The sequence below is a fragment of the Devosia indica genome (assembly GCF_003056405.1).
In the GTDB taxonomy this organism is placed as follows: Bacteria; Pseudomonadota; Alphaproteobacteria; order Rhizobiales; family Devosiaceae; genus Devosia; species Devosia indica.
The window spans coordinates 154099-175841 of the sequence record NZ_PYVZ01000007.1 but is presented as its reverse complement, the minus strand read 5'-3'; the positions used below and the strand labels follow the sequence as shown (position 1 = coordinate 175841).

The following is a 21743-nucleotide window of genomic DNA, read 5'->3' as shown; positions in this document are numbered from 1 at the left end:
CAAAAGGTGATCTGAATTGTCATGTAAATTATTGACTATGCCTTGAGCGGCACGACATTGCCCTGCCCGGCCTTGCCGCCGAGCAGCTTCTTGACGTTGCGCGCGGCCTGCCGGATGCGCTGTTCGTTCTCGACAAAGGCCAGGCGGATATATTGATCGCCATATTCACCAAAGCCGACACCCGGCGCAACGCCCACACCGGTTTCCTGGATCAGCAGCTTGGCGAATTCGAGAGAACCAAGATGAGCGAACTGATCGGGGATCGGCGCCCAGGCGAACATGGTGGCGCGCGGCACGGGAATGGTCCAGCCAGCCCGGCCAAAGCTTTCTACCATGACGTCGCGACGGTGCTTGTAGATCTTGCGCACCTCATCGACCACCTCGTCGGAGCCGTTGAGGGCAGCGACCGCGGCGACCTGAATGGGGGTGAACGCACCATAGTCGAGATAGGATTTGACGCGCGCCAGGGCGGCGATGAGACGTTCATTACCGACGGCGAAGCCGACGCGCCAGCCAGGCATGGAATAGGTCTTGGACATCGAGGTGAACTCGACGGCGATGTCCATGGCACCGGGCACCTGCAGCACGGAAGGCGGCGGCGCATCGTCGAAATAGATCTCGGAATAGGCCAGATCGGACAGGATGAAGATGTCGTTGGCCTTACAGTACTTGACGACCTCGGTGTAGAAATCGAGATCGGCGGTATAAGCGGTCGGGTTGGCCGGGTAGTTCAGGACCAAGGCGATAGGCTTGGGGATCGAGTGCCGCACGGCCCGATCGAGCGAGCGCATGAAGTCTTCGTTCGGGTCGGCCGGCATGGAGCGCACGACGCCGCCCGACATGATAAAACCAAACGAGTGAATGGGATAGGTCGGGTTGGGCACAAGGACCACATCGCCCGGGGCGGTAATCGCCTGGGCCATGTTGGCAAAGCCCTCCTTGGAACCGAGCGTGGCCACGACCTGGGTGTCGGGATTGAGCTTCACGCCGAAGCGGCGGCCATAATAGCTCGCCTGGGCCTTGCGCAGGCCCGGAATGCCCTTGGAGGTCGAATAACGATGGGTGCGCGGGTCGGCCACCGTCTCCTTGAGCTTGTTGACGATGTGGTCCGGGGTCGGCAGATCGGGATTGCCCATGCCCAGATCGATAATATCCACGCCCTCAGCGCGCGCCTTGGCCTTGATGGGGTTGATGTGCTCGAACACATAAGGGGGAAGGCGGCGGATGCGATGGAAGACTTCGCTCATTTGATCCTCGGATGGCCTTTTTTGGCCGGAAACTGGCCGCGACGCGCCAAAGCGCCACGCCTCTATCATGTCGAGGCTGATTATCGCGGAATTATGGTTTTCTACGGGTTAAACGGCCCAAACGGACCGGAAACAAATCTATTCGGCTCTTCCCGGCCAGTTCCTGGCCATGTGGGAAGAGCTATCGGGCGCTTGCCGCCGCTGCCGCGATGCGGGCCGCCACCGGATTGCCGGCGAGCAGTGCTCCAAACCATGCAACAGTGAACGGGGACGCCATGTCTCTTGCCCTTCAGAAATGACTTCTGATACCACCCAAGCGTGGTCAGCGCCTTTTTATGGCCTGAGACAAGTCTTGTAAATGCCAGCGAGCCTTTACATGTAATCACCTTGTCGGCCACAGCGCGGCCGGGGCTGTTCGGATAGGTGCATGGGAAAACGCGTCGCAATCGCAACAATCGGCACTTCTGGGGACGTTCGGCCCTATCTGGCGCTGGCCAAAGCGCTGCAGGATGACGGCCACGACGTCGTCCTGGGCACAAATGCCGATTTTGAAGAGATGGTGACCTCGCATGGGGTCGAATTCCACAGCCTGGGCACCAAGATCCAGGACTGGCTGCAGGAATCGCGATTCGACAACGCGATCAGTCAGATGAAGCTGCACCATTTCCCGCAATTGCTGCGCGAGGGCCAGGCCCTGGTGGAACGCGCCGCGCGCAATGCCTGGGCCATGTCGCAGGGTGCGGACGCGATTGTGGTGAACATCAATACTAGTTTTGGCATCGACATCGCCGAAGCGCTGGACATTCCCGTCATCATGACGGCGATGCAGCCGCTCAATCCGACACGCGAATTCCCCATCTGTGCCTATGAGGTGCCCGATCTGGGCCCGACCTTCAACAAGCTCAGCTATATCGCAATGAACCTGCAGCAGGCCTATTACGATATGCCGCGGGACCGCGTGCGCAAGCAGTTGATGGGGCTTGGTCCCCGCAAGCGCGGCGGGCTGTTCAAGGACAGCAACGGTAACAATATCCCGACGCTTTACAATTTTTCCGCGACGGTTTCGCCGCGCCCGCGGGACTGGCCGCAGACCGCCGTTGTGACGGGGTTCTGGTTTCTGGACGACAATAGCGGCTGGGAACCATCGCCCGAATTGCAGGCCTTTCTCGATGCGGGTCCACCACCGGTCTATATCGGCTTCGGGTCAATGCCCTTCGGGGCTGAGCGCAATACGCAATTGCTGCGTTCGGCGCTCGAACAATGGGGCGGACGGGCCATCGTGGCGCGGGGCTGGGGCGGCATCAATCCGGCAGATTTGCCAAATACCGTCTTTGCGGTTGCCGAGGCGCCGCATGACAAGCTGTTCCAACTGGTTTCGGCCGTGGTGCATCATGGCGGCGCCGGCACTACGGCAGCGGGCCTGAGAGCCGGCCGGCCGACCTTTACGGTGCCGCAGGCCTACGACCAGCGCTATTGGGGCCGTCGCGTCAGGGCACTTGGCTGTGGTCCTGCCCCGGTGCGGCTACGGGCGATCACCCCGGAGATCCTTGCCAATGCCCTTTATGAGCTGACCAACAACAAGGCGATGGCGGCAAATGCAGCGACCATCGGCAAGGTGCTGTCGGAGGAAAAGGGCCTGGAAACGGCGGTCCGGTTCATCGAGACCACCATCGAAGCTGCAGAAGCTGGCGCCCGGCGCTATCCGGTAACCGGGTGAACCGCCGCGAGCACATCGATCTGACACAGGTGCCGGGGCTTTCGCCCGCGGTGGTGCAGCCGATGCAAATCTGCCTGGTTGGCGCGGGCGGCGGCATTGGCCAGCAACTGGCCAAGACGCTGGCGGTTCGGCACAAGGTCGCGGCGGTTTATCGTCGCCCGCCCGCCGGCGCGCCCAAGGGCGTTCAGACCGTGCGGTTTGACGACAAGCCGGGGCTGGCCGAGGCGGTTGGTGCTGCCGAGGTTGTCGTGCATGCGGCGCTGAACACCAAAGCCCGTGGGCGGCAGTTCATTCCGGCCAATCAGGCGACGACCGAACAGTTGCTGGCACTGGTTTCCCCGGAGCGGTGCAAGCTGTTAGTCTATTTCAGCTCCCAGGTAGTCTATGCAGCGCTTGATCCGAACGAGCACCCGGTGCAGGCCGAGGATGCAGATCTGGCAGGCACAAAGCGGCTGGACGCCTACACAAGGCTCAAACTGGCGGAAGAGGCCCGGGTGATAGCGGCCTGCCATGAGAAGGGCATCAATTACCTTATCGTGCGGCCGACCATGGTGATGGGACCAGGCATGGCCTGGTCGAGCGGGATCGTCGACGCCATGCGCGTGGCGCCTATCGGTCTGAAGAACCGGACCATAAACCTCATTCATGTTGCGGATCTGGCTGAACAATTGCTGGCGCTGATCGAGCGCGGGGTAGCCAATGAAGTGGTCAATCTCGGCGACCTCGATGTGCGCTCGGATGACTATTTCAGGCATGCGGCGGGGCTGGCGCAACGGCCAATCCTGCTTGCGCCTGACTGGCTGAGCAAACTCGGGGGGCGTTTCGTTCCTTCCACGCTGTGGTTTCTGGGCCATGACGTGCAGGTCAGCTCCGACAAGGTGAAGGCATTGAGCGGGGTGGAGACCGGGCGGTCGCTGGCCGACTTCTTCGAGCCCCCTGCCCGCATTGTCGATGCGAGGAGCCTGGATGACATTCGTGACACGGTACGCAGCGGCAAACCCTACCATGCCATTGGGCGCGGCTATTTCCTCTGGTTCAACGACCGCAAGCAGACAGACCAACTGGTCATGGAGCATTATTCGGGCGTCATCGGCCTTGTCGAGAATGCCCTGACGGTGAAGGCCGGGACGACGTTGCGCACCATTCTCGATTATCTGGTGCCGCGCGGGCTGACCTTTGCCACGCTCCCCGAATTTGTCGATATCTCTGCGGGCGCCTGCTTTTTCGCCGAAGTGCATGGCAGCAGTGCCGAACACATCTCGATCTATGACCTGATCACCTCGATCCGCTATGTGGACGAGACGGGCGAGGAAAAATTCTCGCTGCGGGATGATGCGCTGTGGGACAAGCTGCGTGGCGAGGGAGGCATTGTCGTTACCGAAGTGACCTTTGCCTGCCGGCCCAGCCGATTACTGGCCAATACCATCGAGTGGCAGAAGGAAAGCCGGCTCGAGGACTATGTGGCTGGCGAATATCGCGTCAATTTCAGCACGACGGTTCATTGGTATCCGCGCAGCCACGAATTGATGGTCTACAACGTCAATCCGGTCGATGGGCCGGAGCCGGGTGACCGGCGCCCATTCCCGCCGATGCGCGGTTCGCCGCACTGGATCCAGAAGCTGCTGCTCAATTTGCGGATGCGGGGGCGGCAGCGGATCGTTGGGTCCTCGGAGCGCGTGCTGGCGCCCTGGACAGGGGTCCCGGCCAAGCAATTGCTGGGCAAGTTCTTTCGCGATACGCGGCGGCGGGTGCGCAACATGGAAGTGTGCGTGCCCGACACCCATGCGGCCGATTTCATTGCCAAGCTGCGGCGCCATCTCCCGGAGATGCAATTGATGCCCGGCCAGGGGATCGGGGTACGCTTTACGCGCGACCCGGCGAGCGATCGTGGCTTTGTGTGGGTGGAAATGACGTCGCGGGATGCTTCGCAGATGCACGCCATGGTCGAGATGGCGCGCGCCACTTGCGGCGAGCAGTTCTGGCTCCACCGCGGCAAATATGTGCCCAACGGCATTGAGGTCGGGCACCTCTACATTCCGCGGCATGTCTCCCCGAAATAGAAATGGCGGCCCGGAGGCCGCCATCACAGTTCTGAGCTTACCTGATATCAGTGGGTGACGCTGGCACCTGCATCGTCAGCCGGGTCCACATTGGCAGCCACGGCTGGCTCGGCGTCAAAGTCCCATTCGATCGGCTCGGGCTTGCGCACCAGCGCCCGCTCGATGACCTGATCCATGCGGGAGACCGGAACGATCTCCATGCCTTCCTTGACGATATCCGGGATCTCCTGGAGATCGCGGACATTTTCCTCGGGGATGAGGACCGTCTTGATGCCGCCGCGCAGGGCCGCGAGGAGCTTTTCCTTGAGGCCGCCGATCGGCAGGACGCGACCGCGCAGGGTGATCTCGCCGGTCATGGCGACATCATTGCGCACGGGAATGCCGGTCATCACCGACACGATGGCGGTGGCCAGGCCGATACCGGCCGAGGGACCATCCTTGGGGGTGGCGCCTTCGGGCAGGTGAACGTGGATATCACGCGTATCGAACATGGGCGGCTTGATGCCGAAGTCGATGCAGCGTGACTTCACATAGGCCTGGGCGGCGGTCAGTGATTCCTTCATCACTTCCTTGATGTTGCCGGTGACCGACATGCGGCCCTTGCCCGGCGTCATCACGCCTTCGATGGTCAGCATTTCGCCGCCAACCGAGGTCCAGGCAAGGCCTGTGACCAGACCGACCTGGGCTTCGGCTTCGATCTCACCATGCTTGAAGATCATGGGGCCGAGATATTCGGCCAGCCGTTCTTCGGTGATCTCGATCGACTTGACCTTGGTGCGAACAATGTCCGTGACCGCCTTGCGCATCAGCTTGGAGATTTCGCGCTTGAGATTGCGCACGCCGGCCTCGCGGGTATAGCCGCGAACGACCTTCATCAGCATCTCGTCGGAGAGCACGAATTCGCCGTCGGCCAGACCGTTTTCCTTGGCAGTTTCCGGGATCAGGTGCTGCTTGGCGATCGCATGCTTTTCCTCTTCGGTGTAGCCGGAGAGACGGATGATCTCCATGCGGTCCATCAGCGGGCCGGGGATGTTGAGCGTGTTCGACGTGGTCACGAACATCACGTCCGAAAGGTCGAAATCGACTTCCAGATAGTGATCGTTGAACGTGTTGTTCTGTTCGGGATCGAGCACTTCGAGCAGGGCCGAAGACGGATCGCCGCGGAAGTCCTGGCCCATCTTGTCGATCTCGTCGAGCAGGAAGAGCGGGTTGTTCTTGCCCACCTTCTTGAGCGACTGGATGATCTTGCCGGGCATGGAGCCGATATAGGTGCGGCGGTGACCGCGGATTTCGGCTTCGTCGCGCACGCCGCCAAGGGCCATGCGGACGAATTCACGACCTGTCGCCTTGGCAATGGACTTGCCAAGCGAGGTCTTGCCAACGCCCGGAGGACCGACCAGGCAGAGGATCGGGCCCTTGAGCGTACCGGTGCGAGCCTGCACGGCCAGGTATTCCAGAATGCGCTCCTTGACCTTTTCGAGGCCATAGTGGTCGGCATCCAGGACCTTTTCGGCCATGGACAGGTCACGCTTGACCTTGGACTTCTTGCCCCAGGGCAGGCCCAGAAGCGTATCCAGATAGTTACGGACGACCGTGGCTTCAGCCGACATCGGGCTCATGCCCTTGAGCTTCTTGATTTCGCCTTCGGCCTTGGCGCGGGCTTCCTTGGAGAGCTTGGTCTTGGCGACGCGCTCTTCGAGTTCGGTGATCTCGTTGGCACCGTCCTCGCCATCGCCCAGCTCGCGCTGGATCGCCTTCATCTGCTCGTTGAGGTAATATTCGCGCTGGGTCTTCTCCATCTGCCGCTTGACGCGGGAGCGGATGCGCTTTTCCACCTGCAGGACGCCGATCTCGCCTTCCATCAGGCCGATGACCTTCTGTAGGCGCTCGATGACCGAAACGGTCTCAAGCAGATCTTCCTTTTCGGGGATCTTGATCACGAGATGGCTGGCGATGGTGTCGGCCAGCTTGCTGGCATTCTCGATCTGTCCGACGGCTGCAACGACCTCAGCCGAAATCTTCTTGTTGAGCTTGACGTAGTTCTCGAACTCGGACTGAGCGGAACGGGCCAGAGCCTCGATTTCGGTTGCATCTTCCTCAGGCTCGGGGAGAACGGAGGCCTCGGCCTCGAAATATTCCTCGGTCTGGAGGTAGTTGTCGATGGTGGCGCGGTTAAGCCCTTCCACGAGGACCTTGACCGTCCCGTCGGGCAGCTTGAGGAGCTGCAACACGGTGGCGATGGTACCGGTGGGGTAGATCTGGTCGGGCGCGGGATCGTCGTCCTGCGCGTTCTTCTGCGTCACGACGAGGATGTGCTTGTCGTCGCGCATCACTTCTTCAAGCGCCTTGACCGACTTCTCGCGCCCGACAAAGAGCGGCACGATCATGCCGGGGAAGACGACGATGTCGCGCAGGGGGAGGACCGGGTAAACCCGGTCCCGGCTTGTTTCGCCGGTGGAGGTAACTTCCGACATCACATATCCTTTCCGGGGCGCGCCGGAGGGAGGAATTGGTAGCGCGCCCGTATTGCGACTGCCCAATCGTTAGAAGGCTGGGCGATTCAGGTTAATAAATAGGGTGGACCGCCCTGCCCGCAAGTCAAGCTTTGCGGTTTTGTGACCATTAGCGTTACTTCGCACAGGAGATATGTGCAAAAGGCCGGAACACTGATGTGCCTTGGCTGCCAAAACGAATGTGGTGGCCTGCCAGCATATCGTCATGTCAGTCTGACCCCATAAGCTCCTGTCCCTCGAGGAACTCCACATGCCCCCTGCCCGACCCAAACGAATTGACTTCATCGGCGTTGCCACGGCCTCGGGTGCTTCGATACGGGGCTGTGGCATGGGCCCGGAGGCCTTGCGCGTTGCGGGCCTGCTCGAGGCCCTTATCGATCTCGAGCTGGACGTTGCCGACCACGGGGATTTGCGCAGTTCGCAGGCGGATTTGTCCACGACCCCCTTGAGCTGGCGCACGGTGGAACAGCGAAAGGGAGATGTACTCGCCCTGGCGCAGCAGGTCAGCGATGCGGGACTGGGCATTCTCGACGCGGGTCATTTTCCTGTGTTCCTGGGCGGCGATCACTCTATCGCGATCGGAACAGTTTCGGCTGTGGCCAGGCATTGCCTGCCGAAACAGAAGCCGGTGCATGTGCTCTGGGTCGATGCCCATGCGGATTACAATACGCCCGACACCTCCCCCTCAGGCAATCTGCATGGCATGCCGCTGGCGCTGCTCTGCGGAGAAAACGAGTTCGATGCGAGCTATCGTGGCGACTGGCTGGGACGAATTGATCCGCGCAATGTGACCGTGTTCGGGGCCCGCTCGGTGGACCGGGAAGAGAGAAAGCTGGTGCAGGCGCGTGGTGTCGAGGTGATCGACATGCGCAAGCTCGACCAACTCGGCGTTGTCGCAACCATGCAGCATGTCATCGACAGGGCCAAAGCCGATGGGGCGCACCTGCATGTCAGTTTTGATGTCGATTCGGTTGATCCCAGTATTGCACCCGGCGGCGGCACGCTCGTGCCGGGCGGCCTCAGCTATCGAGAGGCGCATCTGGTGATGGAAATGCTGCATGACAGCGGGCTGGTGGGGTCGCTCGACGTGGTGGAACTCAATCCCTTCCTCGACCATGGCGGCAAGACGGCCACGTTGATGGTGGATCTGGTCGCGAGCCTGTTCGGGCGCTCGATCATGGGGGAGGAAGCCGGTCCCGTGGAATTCGTGACGCAGGACTAAGCGCTCATCGTCCGATCCGCCCCTGCTTCCGCTGGGAGAGCAGAGCATGAAAAATGAAACGCCGGGCACTGGGCCCGGCGTTTAACTGCTCAGTAGCAGGACATTCAGGCCGTTGCCGGCGCTTCGTCCTTGTTGCGTTCGGAATAGATGTAGAGCGGACGGACATCCTTGCCCCGCACCACATCCTCGCTGATCACCACTTCTTCGACGCCTTCGAGGGAAGGCAGGTCGTACATGGTGTCGAGCAGGATGCCTTCCATGATCGAGCGGAGGCCGCGGGCACCGGTCTTGCGCTCGATGGCCTTCTCGGCGATGGCCTTGAGGGCATCCTCGTGGAAGGTGAGTTCGATCTCTTCCATCTGGAACAGGCGCTGATACTGACGGACCAGTGCGTTCTTGGGCGCGGTGAGAATTTCGATGAGCGCGGGCACATCGAGATCTTCCAGCGTTGCCAGGACCGGCAGACGACCGATGAATTCGGGGATAAGGCCGAATTTGACCAGATCCTCGGGCTCCACCTCGGCCAGCATTTCACCAACGCGACGATCGTTCGGATCCTTGACGGTGGCGGCAAAGCCGATGCCCGAACCCTCGCCACGCGCCGAGATAATCTTTTCGAGGCCGGCAAAGGCGCCGCCGCAGATGAACAGGATATTGGTCGTGTCCACCTGCAGGAATTCCTGCTGCGGGTGCTTGCGACCGCCCTGCGGGGGCACGGAGGCCACGGTGCCTTCCATGATCTTGAGCAGGGCCTGCTGCACACCCTCGCCCGAAACATCACGGGTGATCGAGGGGTTGTCCGACTTGCGGGAAATCTTGTCGACCTCGTCGATATAGACGATGCCGCGCTGGGCCTTCTCGACATTGTAGTCGGCAGACTGCAGCAGTTTGAGGATGATGTTTTCCACGTCCTCGCCGACATAGCCGGCTTCGGTCAGGGTGGTGGCATCGGCCATGGTGAAAGGCACATCGAGGATGCGCGCCATGGTCTGGGCCAACAGGGTCTTGCCCGAACCGGTGGGGCCGATCAGCATGATGTTGGACTTGGACAGTTCAACATCCTGGTTCTTGGCTGCGTGGTGCAGGCGCTTGTAGTGATTGTGGACAGCCACGGAGAGCACGCGCTTGGCGCGGAACTGGCCGATGACGTAGTCGTCCAGCACCTTGCAGATTTCTGCAGGTGTGGGCACGCCCTCGGAGGACTTGACCATGGAGGTCTTGTTCTCTTCGCGGATGATGTCCATGCACAGTTCGACGCATTCATCGCAGATGAATACGGTCGGACCGGCGATCAGCTTGCGCACTTCGTGCTGCGACTTGCCGCAGAACGAGCAGTAAAGCGTGTTCTTGGAGGTTTCGCCGTTCGTCGTCTCTTTGGACATCCAGTCACTCCCGGGGGTTGAGCACCCCCAAAATCAAGCGTTAACAGGCAGGCTAACGCTCAAGGCATAAAGAAAGTCTAAGCCGAAACGACCTTAAAGGCCGTTCCGGCTCGGTGCAATTGCGCTTGGATCACAGTCCACGGCGCATCAGCATTGTGCTTAACGCGCGCCAAGTCAGGCGGATGCCTCCGGCACGGCGCGTTTTTCCATGACCGCATCGATCAGGCCAAAGGCCTTCGCCTCTTCAGGCGAGAGGAAGCGGTCACGCTCCAGAGCGTTCTCGATTTCCTCGTAGGAACGGCCGGTGTGCTTTTCATAAATCTGATTAAGACGACGCTTCAAACCCTCGACTTCCTTAGCATGAATCAGGATGTCGGTGACCTGACCCTGGAAGCCGCCAGAGGGCTGGTGGACCATGACGCGCGAATTGGGCAGCGAGGTGCGCATGCCCGATTCACCGGCTGCCAGCAGCAGCGAGCCCATCGAAGCGGCCTGGCCCATGACCATGGTGGCAACGGCCGGACGGATGAACTGCATGGTGTCATAGATGGAAAGGCCAGCCGTCACCACGCCGCCGGGCGAGTTGATGTACATGGCGATTTCCTTCTTCGGGTTCTCTGATTCGAGAAACAGAAGCTGGGCGACGATGAGCGAGGCCATATTGTCCTCGACCACGCCGGTCACAAAAATGATGCGTTCGCGGAGGAGCCGCGAATAGATGTCGAATGCGCGTTCGCCGCGGTTCGACTGCTCGACCACCATGGGAACGAGCGTGTTCATGTAAAGATCGTGCGGATCCCGCATATGGTTTGCCCCTTGGCCTTGCCCCGGGTCGCGGACCGGATGACAGGCTTGGTTGGTTTGGACATGCCCTGCCCCAGACGCAGCATTGGCGGGACGGGCTTGGCATGCCGGAAATAGAATCAGCGCGACGGGCTGATTGCAGTCGACGCCGCCTTAACGGGCGGTAAAGGCAGAGATAGGCGGCAATGGGGCAGGCTTCAATAGTCCCGCCGTTTCTCGCCCATTTCTTGTGGCTAAAAGGTGAATGCAGCCAAATTGTCTCAAGTTAGCTGAAACCGACCGCAATGCCCTTTTTGCGGAAGTAGGCCTGCATCAGCTTGCGGCCCTGGCGATTGCCCTGAGCCAGCTTGGCGGTTTCGAAGGTGGCCTCCTTGATCCCTTCACGCGCCATGGCGGCCTTGAGCGCTGCGATATGGGTATCGAGGTCTTCGTTGTCGTTCTGGATCGAGGCGTAGATGGCATCGATTGCCTCGGAATAGGTGATGTCGCTCACGGGATTAATGCTCCTCGAAACTGTCGTCCTCTTCCCTAGCGATTTTTTCGACGGGAGCAAGGCGTGAGGGCATAGGCAGATCCCGCGTCACGCTTTAGGTTTGACCAGCCGATCAAAAAAACCGCCCCGAGACCATGGCCGCCATTACCCAAGTCAAACCGATTACCGGCGTTCCGCCGCATCTCAGTGCCAGTGCAGCGCCGCAGGATCCGGCCTTCTACCAGAACCCCTACCCCTTTTATGCGCGCCAGCATGCCAGCCACCCGGCCTTTTTCTGGGAAGAGTATGGGCATTGGTGCTTTGCCGACTTCAAATCGGTCAGCGCCCTGTTGCGCGACAAGCGGTTCGGGCGGGATATCCTGCATGTAGCGAGCCGCGAAGAGGTCGGGCTGCCCGAGCCCAAGCCGCATGTGACGGACTTCGACCTGACAGAGAAATTTTCGCTGCTGAACCTGGAGGCGCCGGCGCATACGCGGCTGCGGACGCTGGTGAACCGGGCTTTCGTGTCGCGGCAGGTGGAGCAATTGCGTCCGCGCATCCGGCAATTGGCGCACGAGATCATCGATGGGTTCGAGGGCGCGGAGAGCGTTGATCTGATCAAGGCCTTCGCGGCGCCGATCCCGGCCATCGTGATTGCCGAAATGATCGGGTTGCCGGCGGAAATGGCACCGCAATTGCTTAATTGGTCCAATCGCATGGTGACCATGTATATGTACAATGTCACCCGCGAGACCGAGCTGGATGCCAATCGGGCGGCGGCGGAGTTCACAGCCTATCTGCGTGACATGATCGCGGAGCGGCGCAAAGCGCCGCGCGAAGACCTGCTTACCCATATGCTGACCACGGACCGCGATGGCGACGTGCTGAGCGATGACGAGGTGATCTCGACCGCCATCTTGCTGCTCAATGCCGGGCATGAGGCGACGGTGCATACGACTGGCAATGGGGTGAAGTCGATCCTGGAAAGCGGGCTTGACTCGCAGAGCCTGTTCGCGACGCCGGAACAGGCAGAAAGAACCGTGGAAGAATGCCTGCGCTTCGATGCGCCCCTGCATCTGTTCACCCGCTATGCGTTGATGGACACGGAAGTGGACGGCATTGCGCTGCGCAAGGGCGATGTGATCGGATTGATGCTGGGGGCGGCCAATCGAGACCCGGCGCGGTTTGCCCATGCCGACCGGTTCGATCCTTTCCGCACGGATGGCGCCAATGTCAGCTTCGGCGCGGGCATCCACTTCTGCATCGGCGCGCCATTGGCGCGGATCGAGTTGCAGGAAGCCATGGGCGTGTTGTTCGAGCGGCTGCCGACGCTCAGGATCGTGGAGCCGCCGCGCTATGGCAATGTCTATCATTTCCACGGGCTGGAGAGGCTGATGGTGGGGTGGCGCTAGTCCTGCATGGCGCGGGTCGCAAGCGTAACCAGGCCGGCCAACAAGGGCAGCATGCCGAGCGTTCCCGCCATTGCAAGCACAAGCATGCCCGGCCCCGGGTCGAGCCAGGCCAGCCAGGCCAATGCGATGGCGGCGAGCGCTGAAGCAATTCCGCTGATGCGGTGGACAACTTTCCAGGCGCGATCGGATGGGATGGGCCAGGGCATGCGCAGTCCGGCATAGGAGTGGCGCTCGGCCTCGTAGATGACGACAGCCAGCACCAGCAAGAGGGCTGCCAGGCCAAAAGCCGTGATGCGGAACATATCGATGTCAGAGCCGATGCCGTTGAAAAGCAGCCCAAGCTGAAGGGCCGCAGCGACGGCCAGAAGCAGGCTCAGCGCCGGGTCCAAGATATGCCGGGTCTTGGCGAGGTGGTTCCTGGTCAGGGCACGTCCGAGCAGAAAGAAGGCAGAGATGAGCAGTAGCTGCAATGCCGGCGCGACGGCCAGGGCGAGATTGCGCGGCCATAACCAATCTACGGTCGAACCGCGCCAATGCGCCGGGAACGCGTAACCCTCGGGGATGTTGAGGACAGCGACACCGGCAATGGCCAAGGTGACGATGAAAATCAGCATGTGAAAGCGCGTGACGAGACTGGGCATGGCAATCAGGTGAGCAGAACCGCCCGAAATACAAGGTGGACTTTGTTGCCATCAGGATCGCGCAAATAGGCGCCGAAATAGTCTGGCGCATAGTGCGGTCTGAGGCCGGGCGCCCCCTCGTCCCGACCGCCGGCCGCCAAGCCTGCAGTATGGGCCTCGATCACGGCGTCCTTGCTTGGCGCGATGAAAGCCAGCATCGCGCCGTTCCCCGGTGCTGCTGCCCGCCCGTCGAACGGTACATAGACATAGAAGCGCGGATATGGGGACTTTCCCACCCAGCAGAGCGCCTCCGGTCCGCCATCGGGCTCTACCACGCGCCGACGAAGGCCAAGCGGCAGAAGCACGGCATCGTAGAACTGACCAGCACGTTCGAGATCGTTGCTGCCGACGGTCACATGGCTGAACATGACACCTCCCAAAGCAAAGGGGCCGGTTTCCCGGCCCCTCGCAAAATTCGATAGTCCAGCGATCAGCGCTTGGAGAACTGGAACGACCGGCGGGCCTTGGCCTTGCCGTACTTCTTGCGTTCCACAACGCGGCTGTCACGGGTCAGGAAGCCACCCTTCTTCAGAACCGGGCGCAGGGCGGGTTCGAAGTAGGTGAGAGCCTTGGAGATGCCGTGACGAACGGCACCGGCCTGACCGGACAGACCGCCGCCGGCGACGGTGACGTTCACGTCATACTGATCGAGACGCTCGGAAGCGACGATCGGCTGCTTGACGATGAGCTGCAGAACCGGACGGGCGAAGTATTTGGCGAATTCGCGGCCGTTGACGGTGAGGGTGCCCTTGCCCGGCTTGATCCAGACACGGGCGACGGCGTTCTTGCGCTTGCCGGTGGCATAGGCGCGGCCGAGGCTGTCGAGCTTCTGTTCGTGGACCGGAGCGGTGTTCACAGCCGGAGCGGCTGCGGTGGTGCCGAGGTCTTCGAGGGAGTTGATGGTTTCAGCCATATTACTTCACCCGCGCATTCTTGGTGTTCATCGCAGCGACGTCGAGCTTGCTCGGATTCTGCGCTTCATGGGGATGCTCGGTACCAGCGTAAACGCGCAGGTTCTTGAGCTGGGCGCGGGTCAGCGGACCACCAGGCATCATGCGGCGAACGGCATTCTCGAGGACACGGTTCGGGAAGCGGCCTTCGAGCAGCTCACGCGCGGTGCGGTCCTTGATGCCACCGGGGTAACCGGTGTGCCAGTAGAAGCGATGCTGGTCCAGCTTGCGACCGGTCAACTTCACCTTGTCGGCATTGATGACGATGATGTTGTCACCCATGTCCATGTGGGGGGTGAAGGTCGGCTTGTGCTTGCCGCGCAGACGCGATGCGATGATCGAAGCCAGACGACCCACGACCAGCCCTTCGGCGTCGATCAGGACCCACTGCTTTTCGATCTCGCTCGGTTTTGCCGAGTACGTGCTCATAAGCGAATTCCCTAAGATTCAAGCAGCCGGCCCACGCATGGACCGGCCAGTTCGAGCGGCTCTCTAAGGGAGATTCCGAGTATCGTCAACTCCCATTTATTTCACTATATAAATCAACAGCTTACAAACGCGGTATTATATTACCGCACTCGGCGCATGTCGGCAATGTAGGCAATCGAGAGGCCGGCCAGCATGAAAGCAAGGGCCTGATGGCCCACGGCAAGACCGATGGGGACACTCATCAGCAAGGTCGCAATGCCCAGACCGACCTGCAGCAGCACGATGGCACCGATGCGCGGCAGCCAGCCGTGGACACCGCCAAAGCCGCCATCGCTATATCGGCGCCAGATCAGATATGCGACATAGGCCACGATCAAATATGCGAGGCCCCGGTGGATGAACTGCACGGTGAGCGCATTCTCGAACAGGTTGCGCCATGCCGGATCCATGGCGAACAGCCCATTTGGAATGATGGCCCCGTCCATCAGCGGCCAGGTCTGGTAGCCCATGCCCGCATCAAGACCGGCCACAAAGGCCCCTGCCCCGATCTGCAGAATGATTGAGACGAGCAGCAAGATCGCCGTAGCCATGTGAAAGCCGGTGACCCGCCCCAGAACACGGCCTGGCGAGAGCGAACGGGCTACGTAGACCAGTGCGATGAATAGCAGAGAGGCGGCCGTCAGATGGGCGGCCAGGCGGTATTGAGATACGGAGGTCAATTCGGTCAGGCCCGATGATACCATCCACCAGCCCAATGCGCCCTGGAAGCCGCCAAGTACAAACAGGCCAAACAGCGGCCAGGCGAGATTCCGCGGCAGGCGCTTCTGGAACAGGAAGACGACAAAGGGGACGATGAAGAGCACGCCGAGGAAGCGCGCGACGAGGCGGTGGAACCACTCCCAGAAGAATATGAACTTGAAATCATCAAGGCTCATCCAAGAGTTGATCACCGAATATTGCGGGATCTGCTTATAGGCCTCGAACTCGGCCTCCCATTCGGCCTGGTTGAGCGGCGGAATCACACCTGAAATGGGCTTCCACGAGGTGATGGAAAGGCCGGATTCGGTCAGGCGCGTGATGCCCCCGACCACAACGATGAGCAGGACAAAGGCGGCCAGTCCATAGAGCCAGATGCGGACGGGCCGTAATGGATCACTTGCGTAGCTGACTTGGCCCGGTGCGGCATCTTGCTTGGGGGTCACGGCACGGTTTCCGGTTTCGATAAGCGTGCGGGAGTGGTAATCCGCTCATGATTGCCTCGCAACAGCCCAGATGCCGCACATGAACCAGCGTAGCCGCAAATTGATAGGCGCCTTCCTTCTAGTCGGCTCGATCATCCTGTGGTCGATTCTGGCGACCTCGGTCTACCTGCTGCTGCCCGAGGGGCTTCCCGGTCTGGTGCTGATCGGTTTCTTCATCGTCGCAGGGATGGGCTGGATGCTGCCTGCAATGCCGTTGATCAAATGGATGGCAAAGCCCGACACAACACAGGTTAATGGACGCTAAAGCGAATCCATTCCGAGGCTTAGCCGGTCAATCTGCCAAGTTGGGTGAACAATCCCCCGCTGGCAAAGACATCGACGTAGCGCCGCGCCTGGAAATATCCGTTGAGCGAGACGCGGGGCAATTGGCACAGCTTGTCTAAATGGTGCGGATAAAGACCGCCGGGTCGCGTTGTGACCGCCGTGCGAAAACCAAGTTCGGCTGCCAGTTCAAATTCGCGTGGACCGCAAGAAAGCGGGCCACCCAATGGATAGGAAAAGTGCTTGGGCCGAATGCCGAACTGAGCCTCGATAATATCAACGGACTGGATCATCTCGTTGCGTGCCTGCTCAAGCGGGAGCTTGGCAAGCTCGTAATGGTGCACGGTGTGCGCACCAATGGTGCAAAGGGGATCGCCGGCGAATTGGCGCAGCTCCTGCCAGTCCATGATCAGTTCGCGGCATTGCCGATGCAGGTCATAGCCATAGGCAGTGGTGAAATCGTTGAGAAGCGCAAGCCGCTCGGGTTCGGGCAGTTTGCGCATGCGCCAATAGAGACGGTCAAAGGCCTCTTGCTTTTGCGCCAGGGTGCGAGTCTCGACATATTCGGTCTCGCCGGCCTCACTGAAAGCGACGGCTTCCTGGCGGGCGATGATGTCTTCGATGGCCTGCCACCAGAGCTGCCCGACGCCGTCGACGAAGGCCGTCGGGACATAAAGCGTGAACGGCGCCTCATGCGCCCGCAGGATGGGCAAGGCATGCTGGAGATTGTCGCGATAGGCGTCATCGAAGGTCAGGACGACAAAAGGACGGCCCTTCCTGCTGCTCGCCAGACGCTGCAGCGCCTCATCAAGGCTGACACTATCAATGTCCAGCTCGCCCAATCGCTCGAGGCAATAGTCCAGAAAATCGGGCTGCACCTGCAGTATGGCGTTGGGTGCAAAGTCGGCCGGGGGCGCGGGCAGCACGCGATGAAGGGTGAAGATCACACCGCGCGAGCGCGACAACAACCGAAACAGGCGCGGCATCCCGGTGAGCCAAAGCAGCTCAAAGCTGGCGCGAATGGCGGCATATTTCAGCGACACGGCGTGGCCCCGGCGATCAGGCCGCCACCGGCTCAGCCAGGGCCGCGATCTCTACCTGGGCCAGACCTGCGTTTTCCAGCGCCCGACGCGCCGACTCCGCACTGTCCAGTTCGGCATCGCTATCGGCAACCAGCACGACCCGGCCGCCGAGTTCGACAAACATATCCAGCGTGGAGGCGCCGCCCACCCTGCCGGTCAGAACGATCACGACTTCATAGATGTCACCCAGAGCTTCAACCAGCGTGGCCGGCCGGCTTGACCGGTGATTGATTCCAGTGCCGGTGCCCCAGGTCACTTCGGCAAAGCCATTGTCTGCGGATTTCTGGACCACATCGCCGAAGCCGGCATGCCCGTTGCTCAGATCGCTGAGGCCGGTCTCCGCGGTACGTTGGCCGGTGCCCGCATCAATCAGAGCGACACTGAGCCCCCGGGAGATGGCATCGCCCACCAGGTTTTCGGCCAGCATGCTGCTGGCCTGGCCGGAAAAATGGTCGGCCAGCAGCAGCAGATGGGTGCGACCCAGGACAAGATCAGACACCAGATCGGCGGAGCGGATGATTTCCGATGTGGCCGTTGCCTTATGCATGATCCCTGGTTCAGCCACAGGACCCGCCGAGGTCCAGTCCTGCCGCAAGACCGGCGGCAATTCAGGCTGGTTGTCCCATGACCCAGATGGCGCCGGATCGGAAGCGATTTCCTGGCGTTGCGGCCTGGGGGCAGAGGGCTGCGGATCCCCAGCAAGGTCCGCCAGCCCGGCGAATTCCTGGTTCGGCTCTTCTGCCAGAGGTGCGCCCTCATCGACCACGATGGCCGGCTCGTCCATCTCATCAAGATGCGCGACAGCGTCGACCAGTTCGGCCTCGTCCAACGACGCATCGTCGGTCGTTCCGGTTTGACCGGCCACCTCACCCGCGCCTGCGTCGGCCTCATCCTCCCAACGCTGTTCAGGCTCCAGCTCGTCGGCGTTGAAGGGCGATTCTTCAAGCGTGTCCGTGGCCACGGGCCTGCGCACAACCGGCGCCAGCGCGCGTCCGGACATCAGCTCGCCAAAAGCGACGACCCCGACCTGAACAATGACCGACACGACGCCGACAGCCAACATGATGAAGGACGTTTTGGGGGAGGCCGGCGTGACCGAGGGGGCAGCCTCCGAAACCACACGGACATCGGGCAGCGCAGAATTGGAATCGACACGCGAGGAGGCCTCATTGAAGCGCAGAAGATAGGCTTCGAGCAGATCGCGCTGGGCCTTGGCTTCACGTTCAAGACCGTCAAGGGTCACGGTCTCCCGCGTGGCCAGCGAGGCGCTCGACTTGGCTCGTGCCAGATCCGCTTCCAGGGAAGCGGCAAGGTCCGCTTCGATCTGCGCTTCAGCTTCAAGAGCATCGGCAACACGGCCCCCTTCAATGCGAAGCTGACTATCGAGTTCGGCAATCTGGGCATTGAGCGCGCGAATGGAGGGATGATTCGAGAGCATCGTCGCCGATCGCTGTGCGCGCTCACCCTGCAAGCGGGCCTTCTCCTCGCTGAGGCGTTGAATGACCACGGAATCGCGCACATCGGCCACACCCTCAATCGGCTGGCCGCGCTCGATCAAGCCGCGGATCAGCTCAGCGCGCGACGCGGCCGTGTTCTTGCGCTCCTGCGCTGCCGTGATCTGCGACGAGATATTGGACAATTGCTGATCGAGCAGGCTGGTATTGTTCTGCCCGGTGAACAGGTCGTTCTCGACACGGAAATCAGCCACCGCAGATTCCGCTTCCTGAACCGAAACGCGCAGCCGGTCTATTTCTGCGCGCAACCAGCCAGATGCATCAGCGGTATCGGAAATGGAAAGCTGTGCCCGGCGGGCAACATGGGCCGAGGCGACAGCATTGGCAATGCGGGCGGAAAGCTCCGGGTCGGTCGTGCTGACAGTCACCGAAATGATCCGCGAATCCCTTTCCTGGGCAACATCAAGCCGATCATACAAAGCGGTGAGCACGGTCTCGTCGATGCTGTTGGGCGTCACAGCCCGCCTGCCGACGACCTGCATGATCATTGAGACAGGCGAAAAGCCGGAAGCGGCTCCGTTGAACTCAGCGACCGAGCGCAGATCGAGGGCATCGATCACGCCAAGCAGGGTGTCGCGAGACTTCAGCAACTCAATCTGGCTGGACACCACACCCACCTCATTGCCCGAGGAGGAAGGCGCCTGCTCGTTGGAGGCCCGCACATAGGGGCTCGACCGTGGCTCGACGAGAATGGCCGAGGTCGATTCGTACATGCGCGGCTGGAACAGCAGCACGACAAACGTGGCGACAAGCAAGCCAAGTGTGATCAGCAGAATGCGCGGTAAATTCCCCACAATTGCCGATAGCAGGGCCGCCACATCAATCCGCGTATCATCCATAGGTGGTTGTTCGTAGGTCATAGCGGGCCCTCAATACTGACGTAGACCTACGCCAGCCATGGTCAACATTGAGTTAACCGACCTTGCAGCGCGCAAGCCAAAGGCGTGCCCATAAGCGAATTCTTAACCATGTCAGACCAGACTGCGGGCAACTCGAAGGCTCAGGATTATTATGCGCTGGCTCCCCTTTATTGCCGTCATCATGTCACTGACGCTGGCTGGCTGCGCTACAACGCGTCCTGCAAGCTACCTGGTGGACACCAAGGGACCGTACCAACTCGATACGGGCGATGTCGTAAGGGTTTCCGTCTATGGCGATGCTGAACTGAGCAAGACCTACAAGGTCGACGACAAGGGCGCGATTGCCTTTCCGCTTGTAGGGCCGGTGCCGGTGCGCGGCAGCACTACCGAGGTCGCCGCACAGCGACTCGCGCGCGCCTTGGCCAACGGCTATATGCGCAATCCCGACGTTGCCGTGGAGATTGACCAGTACCGCCCCTTCTATATCCAGGGCGAGATCAAGACGGCCGGCCAGTTCCCCTATGTTTACGGCATGACGGTGCGCGCCGCGATCAGCACCGCCGGCGGATATACCGAGACAGCGGACCGCAACCGAGCGGTCGTCTATCGCCGCCAGGGCAATGAAATGGTGAAGGGTGCCGTCGATCTCGACTTCCCCATTTTCCCCGGCGATACGATCGTGGTGCAGGAGCGCTGGTTCTAGTGGCAACGGCTGGTGGCTTGCGCATACTGCAAATCCTGCGCGCGCCAGTTGGCGGGTTGTTTCGGCATGTTGCGGACCTGACCCGCTATCTTGCCGCACAGGGCCACGACATCGGCCTGATCGTTGACAGCGTCGCCAATGACGCGCAGACGGAAACCTTGCTCAGGGCTCTCGAACAGCATGCGTCCCTTGGCATCCATCGGCTGCCGATGCCACGTCAGTTCGGAAGTGGCGATCTTCGGACACCATTTGCCGTCACCGCGCTGGCACGACGGCTCAATGTTGACATCCTGCATGGTCACGGGGCCAAGGGGGGCTTTTACGCCCGCCTGGCAAGCTATGGCCGCCACAGGGTCAGGGTCTTCTATACCCCACATGGCGGCGTGCTGCATTTCCCGGCGAACCAGATGTCGGGGCGTCTGTTTCATGGCATTGAACGCCATCTGATGAGCCGTACTGAGGCGATCATCTTCGAAAGCGCCTATGCCGAGCGGACCTACTCCGCCCTGATCGGCGCTCCGACTTGTCAAAGCGCGGTCATCCATAATGGCCTGCGCCCTGAAGAGTTCGAGCCAGTGGTGCCGCAAGACGATGCTGCAGACTTCGTTTTTGTTGGCGAATTGCGGGAGCTCAAAGGGATCTTCCCGCTTGTGGATGCGGTTGCCCTGGTTTCGCGTCCGGATGGCCAGCCTGCACGGCTGGTGATGGCCGGAGACGGACCCGAGCGCGCCGCGTTGGAAGCCCGTATCCGCGACCTTGGCATTGCGGATCGGGTCGACCTGGTCGGCTCGCAGCCCGCACGCAGCGTCTTCCAGCGGGGCCGCTGCGCCGTTGTGCCATCCCTGGCAGAATCCCTGCCCTATGTGGTCATGGAGGCTGCCGCAGCGCAGCTACCGGTGATTGCCACCCAGGTGGGCGGCATTGGCGAAATTTTTGGCCCGACAGCGGACCGTCTGGTCGAGCCGAACAGCGCGCCGCACCTAGCCGATGCCATGCGGCGATTCCTGGCCGACCCTGACGCCGCTCAGGCGGACATGCGCGTACGGCTTGCTCATGTCTCGACCCAGTTTTCGGTAGAGCGCATGGCCGGCGCCATTGAAGACCTCTATCACGGGGCAACCCGACAGTAACCTTTCGGAGATTTCACGATACCGTGCTGCGTGATTTCACCGA

19 protein-coding genes are annotated in these 21743 nt (G+C 61.1%); 7 read left to right on the top strand and 12 right to left on the bottom strand.

What is annotated here, in order from left to right; translation table 11 throughout:
• Positions 1-35: 35 nt before the first annotated feature.
• Complete coding sequence (locus DDE76_RS09210; RefSeq protein WP_104894557.1) at positions 36-1247, bottom strand: LL-diaminopimelate aminotransferase; 1212 nt, start codon at positions 1245-1247, stop codon at positions 36-38.
• Positions 1248-1674: 427 nt separating this feature from the next.
• On the opposite strand from DDE76_RS09210, the gene DDE76_RS09205 reads away from it, so the two are divergent.
• Positions 1675-2964: a glycosyltransferase gene (locus tag DDE76_RS09205; protein WP_104894558.1), complete on the top strand. Its 1290-nt coding sequence runs from the start codon at positions 1675-1677 to the stop codon at positions 2962-2964.
• Positions 2961-5024, top strand: a complete 2064-nt coding sequence (locus DDE76_RS09200; protein WP_104894559.1) for an NAD-dependent epimerase/dehydratase family protein — start codon at positions 2961-2963, stop codon at positions 5022-5024. The genes DDE76_RS09205 and DDE76_RS09200 overlap by 4 nt, the downstream gene beginning before the upstream one ends.
• Positions 5025-5071: 47 nt before the next feature.
• Here the strand turns inward: DDE76_RS09200 and lon are convergent, their stop codons facing one another.
• On the bottom strand, positions 5072-7498 hold the full coding sequence (lon, locus tag DDE76_RS09195; protein ID WP_104894560.1) for an endopeptidase La: 2427 nt from the start codon (positions 7496-7498) through the stop codon (positions 5072-5074).
• Between the two features lie 289 nt (positions 7499-7787).
• On the opposite strand from lon, the gene rocF reads away from it, so the two are divergent.
• A complete protein-coding gene (gene rocF, locus DDE76_RS09190; protein ID WP_104894561.1) occupies positions 7788-8759 on the top strand; it encodes an arginase in 972 nt (323 codons plus the stop codon).
• 104 nt (positions 8760-8863) lie between these two features.
• Here the strand turns inward: rocF and clpX are convergent, their stop codons facing one another.
• The 3 genes from clpX to DDE76_RS09175 all read right to left on the bottom strand — a co-directional run bounded on the left by clpX (position 8864) and on the right by DDE76_RS09175 (position 11438).
• The gene (gene clpX / locus DDE76_RS09185; RefSeq protein ID WP_104894562.1) at positions 8864-10141 is read right to left on the bottom strand and encodes an ATP-dependent Clp protease ATP-binding subunit ClpX; all 1278 of its coding nucleotides are present in this window, start codon (positions 10139-10141) and stop codon (positions 8864-8866) included.
• 174 nt (positions 10142-10315) lie between these two features.
• A complete protein-coding gene (locus tag DDE76_RS09180; protein ID WP_104894563.1) occupies positions 10316-10945 on the bottom strand; it encodes an ATP-dependent Clp protease proteolytic subunit in 630 nt (209 codons plus the stop codon).
• 265 nt (positions 10946-11210) lie between these two features.
• On the bottom strand, positions 11211-11438 hold the full coding sequence (locus DDE76_RS09175) for a hypothetical protein (RefSeq protein WP_104894564.1): 228 nt from the start codon (positions 11436-11438) through the stop codon (positions 11211-11213).
• Positions 11439-11572: 134 nt separating this feature from the next.
• On the opposite strand from DDE76_RS09175, the gene DDE76_RS09170 reads away from it, so the two are divergent.
• Positions 11573-12829, top strand: coding sequence for a cytochrome P450 (locus DDE76_RS09170; RefSeq protein WP_104894565.1), 1257 nt, complete (start codon positions 11573-11575; stop codon positions 12827-12829).
• On the opposite strand, the gene DDE76_RS09165 is transcribed toward DDE76_RS09170, so the two are convergent.
• The 5 genes from DDE76_RS09165 to DDE76_RS09145 form a co-directional block, all read right to left on the bottom strand.
• Positions 12826-13470, bottom strand: coding sequence for an SdpI family protein (locus DDE76_RS09165; RefSeq protein ID WP_104894566.1), 645 nt, complete (start codon positions 13468-13470; stop codon positions 12826-12828). The two genes, DDE76_RS09170 and DDE76_RS09165, sit on opposite strands and share 4 nt — an antisense overlap.
• Before the next feature lie 5 nt (positions 13471-13475).
• Positions 13476-13877, bottom strand: coding sequence for a VOC family protein (locus tag DDE76_RS09160; RefSeq protein WP_104894567.1), 402 nt, complete (start codon positions 13875-13877; stop codon positions 13476-13478).
• A gap of 62 nt (positions 13878-13939) precedes the next feature.
• A complete protein-coding gene (rpsI, locus tag DDE76_RS09155) occupies positions 13940-14422 on the bottom strand; it encodes a 30S ribosomal protein S9 (RefSeq protein WP_104894568.1) in 483 nt (160 codons plus the stop codon).
• A gap of 1 nt (position 14423) precedes the next feature.
• The gene (gene rplM, locus DDE76_RS09150) at positions 14424-14888 is read right to left on the bottom strand and encodes a 50S ribosomal protein L13 (RefSeq protein WP_104894569.1); all 465 of its coding nucleotides are present in this window, start codon (positions 14886-14888) and stop codon (positions 14424-14426) included.
• Between the two features lie 140 nt (positions 14889-15028).
• A complete protein-coding gene (locus DDE76_RS09145) occupies positions 15029-16090 on the bottom strand; it encodes a COX15/CtaA family protein (protein WP_104894570.1) in 1062 nt (353 codons plus the stop codon).
• 79 nt (positions 16091-16169) lie between these two features.
• Between DDE76_RS09145 and DDE76_RS09140 the strand changes: the two genes are divergently transcribed.
• Complete coding sequence (locus DDE76_RS09140) at positions 16170-16394, top strand: DUF2842 domain-containing protein (RefSeq protein ID WP_157955732.1); 225 nt, start codon at positions 16170-16172, stop codon at positions 16392-16394.
• 19 nt (positions 16395-16413) lie between these two features.
• On the opposite strand, the gene DDE76_RS09135 is transcribed toward DDE76_RS09140, so the two are convergent.
• Together DDE76_RS09135 and DDE76_RS09130 are read right to left on the bottom strand one after the other, a co-directional pair.
• Positions 16414-17454, bottom strand: a complete 1041-nt coding sequence (locus DDE76_RS09135; RefSeq protein ID WP_104894572.1) for a polysaccharide deacetylase family protein — start codon at positions 17452-17454, stop codon at positions 16414-16416.
• Between the two features lie 16 nt (positions 17455-17470).
• A complete protein-coding gene (locus DDE76_RS09130; protein WP_104894573.1) occupies positions 17471-19867 on the bottom strand; it encodes a GumC family protein in 2397 nt (798 codons plus the stop codon).
• A gap of 151 nt (positions 19868-20018) precedes the next feature.
• Here DDE76_RS09130 and DDE76_RS09125 point away from each other — a divergent pair, with 151 nt between their 5' ends.
• Together DDE76_RS09125 and DDE76_RS09120 are read left to right on the top strand one after the other, a co-directional pair.
• Positions 20019-20570: a polysaccharide biosynthesis/export family protein gene (locus tag DDE76_RS09125; protein WP_104894574.1), complete on the top strand. Its 552-nt coding sequence runs from the start codon at positions 20019-20021 to the stop codon at positions 20568-20570.
• Complete coding sequence (locus DDE76_RS09120) at positions 20570-21700, top strand: glycosyltransferase (RefSeq protein WP_157955731.1); 1131 nt, start codon at positions 20570-20572, stop codon at positions 21698-21700. Before DDE76_RS09125 ends, DDE76_RS09120 begins: the two co-directional genes overlap by 1 nt.
• Positions 21701-21743: the final 43 nt, after the last annotated feature.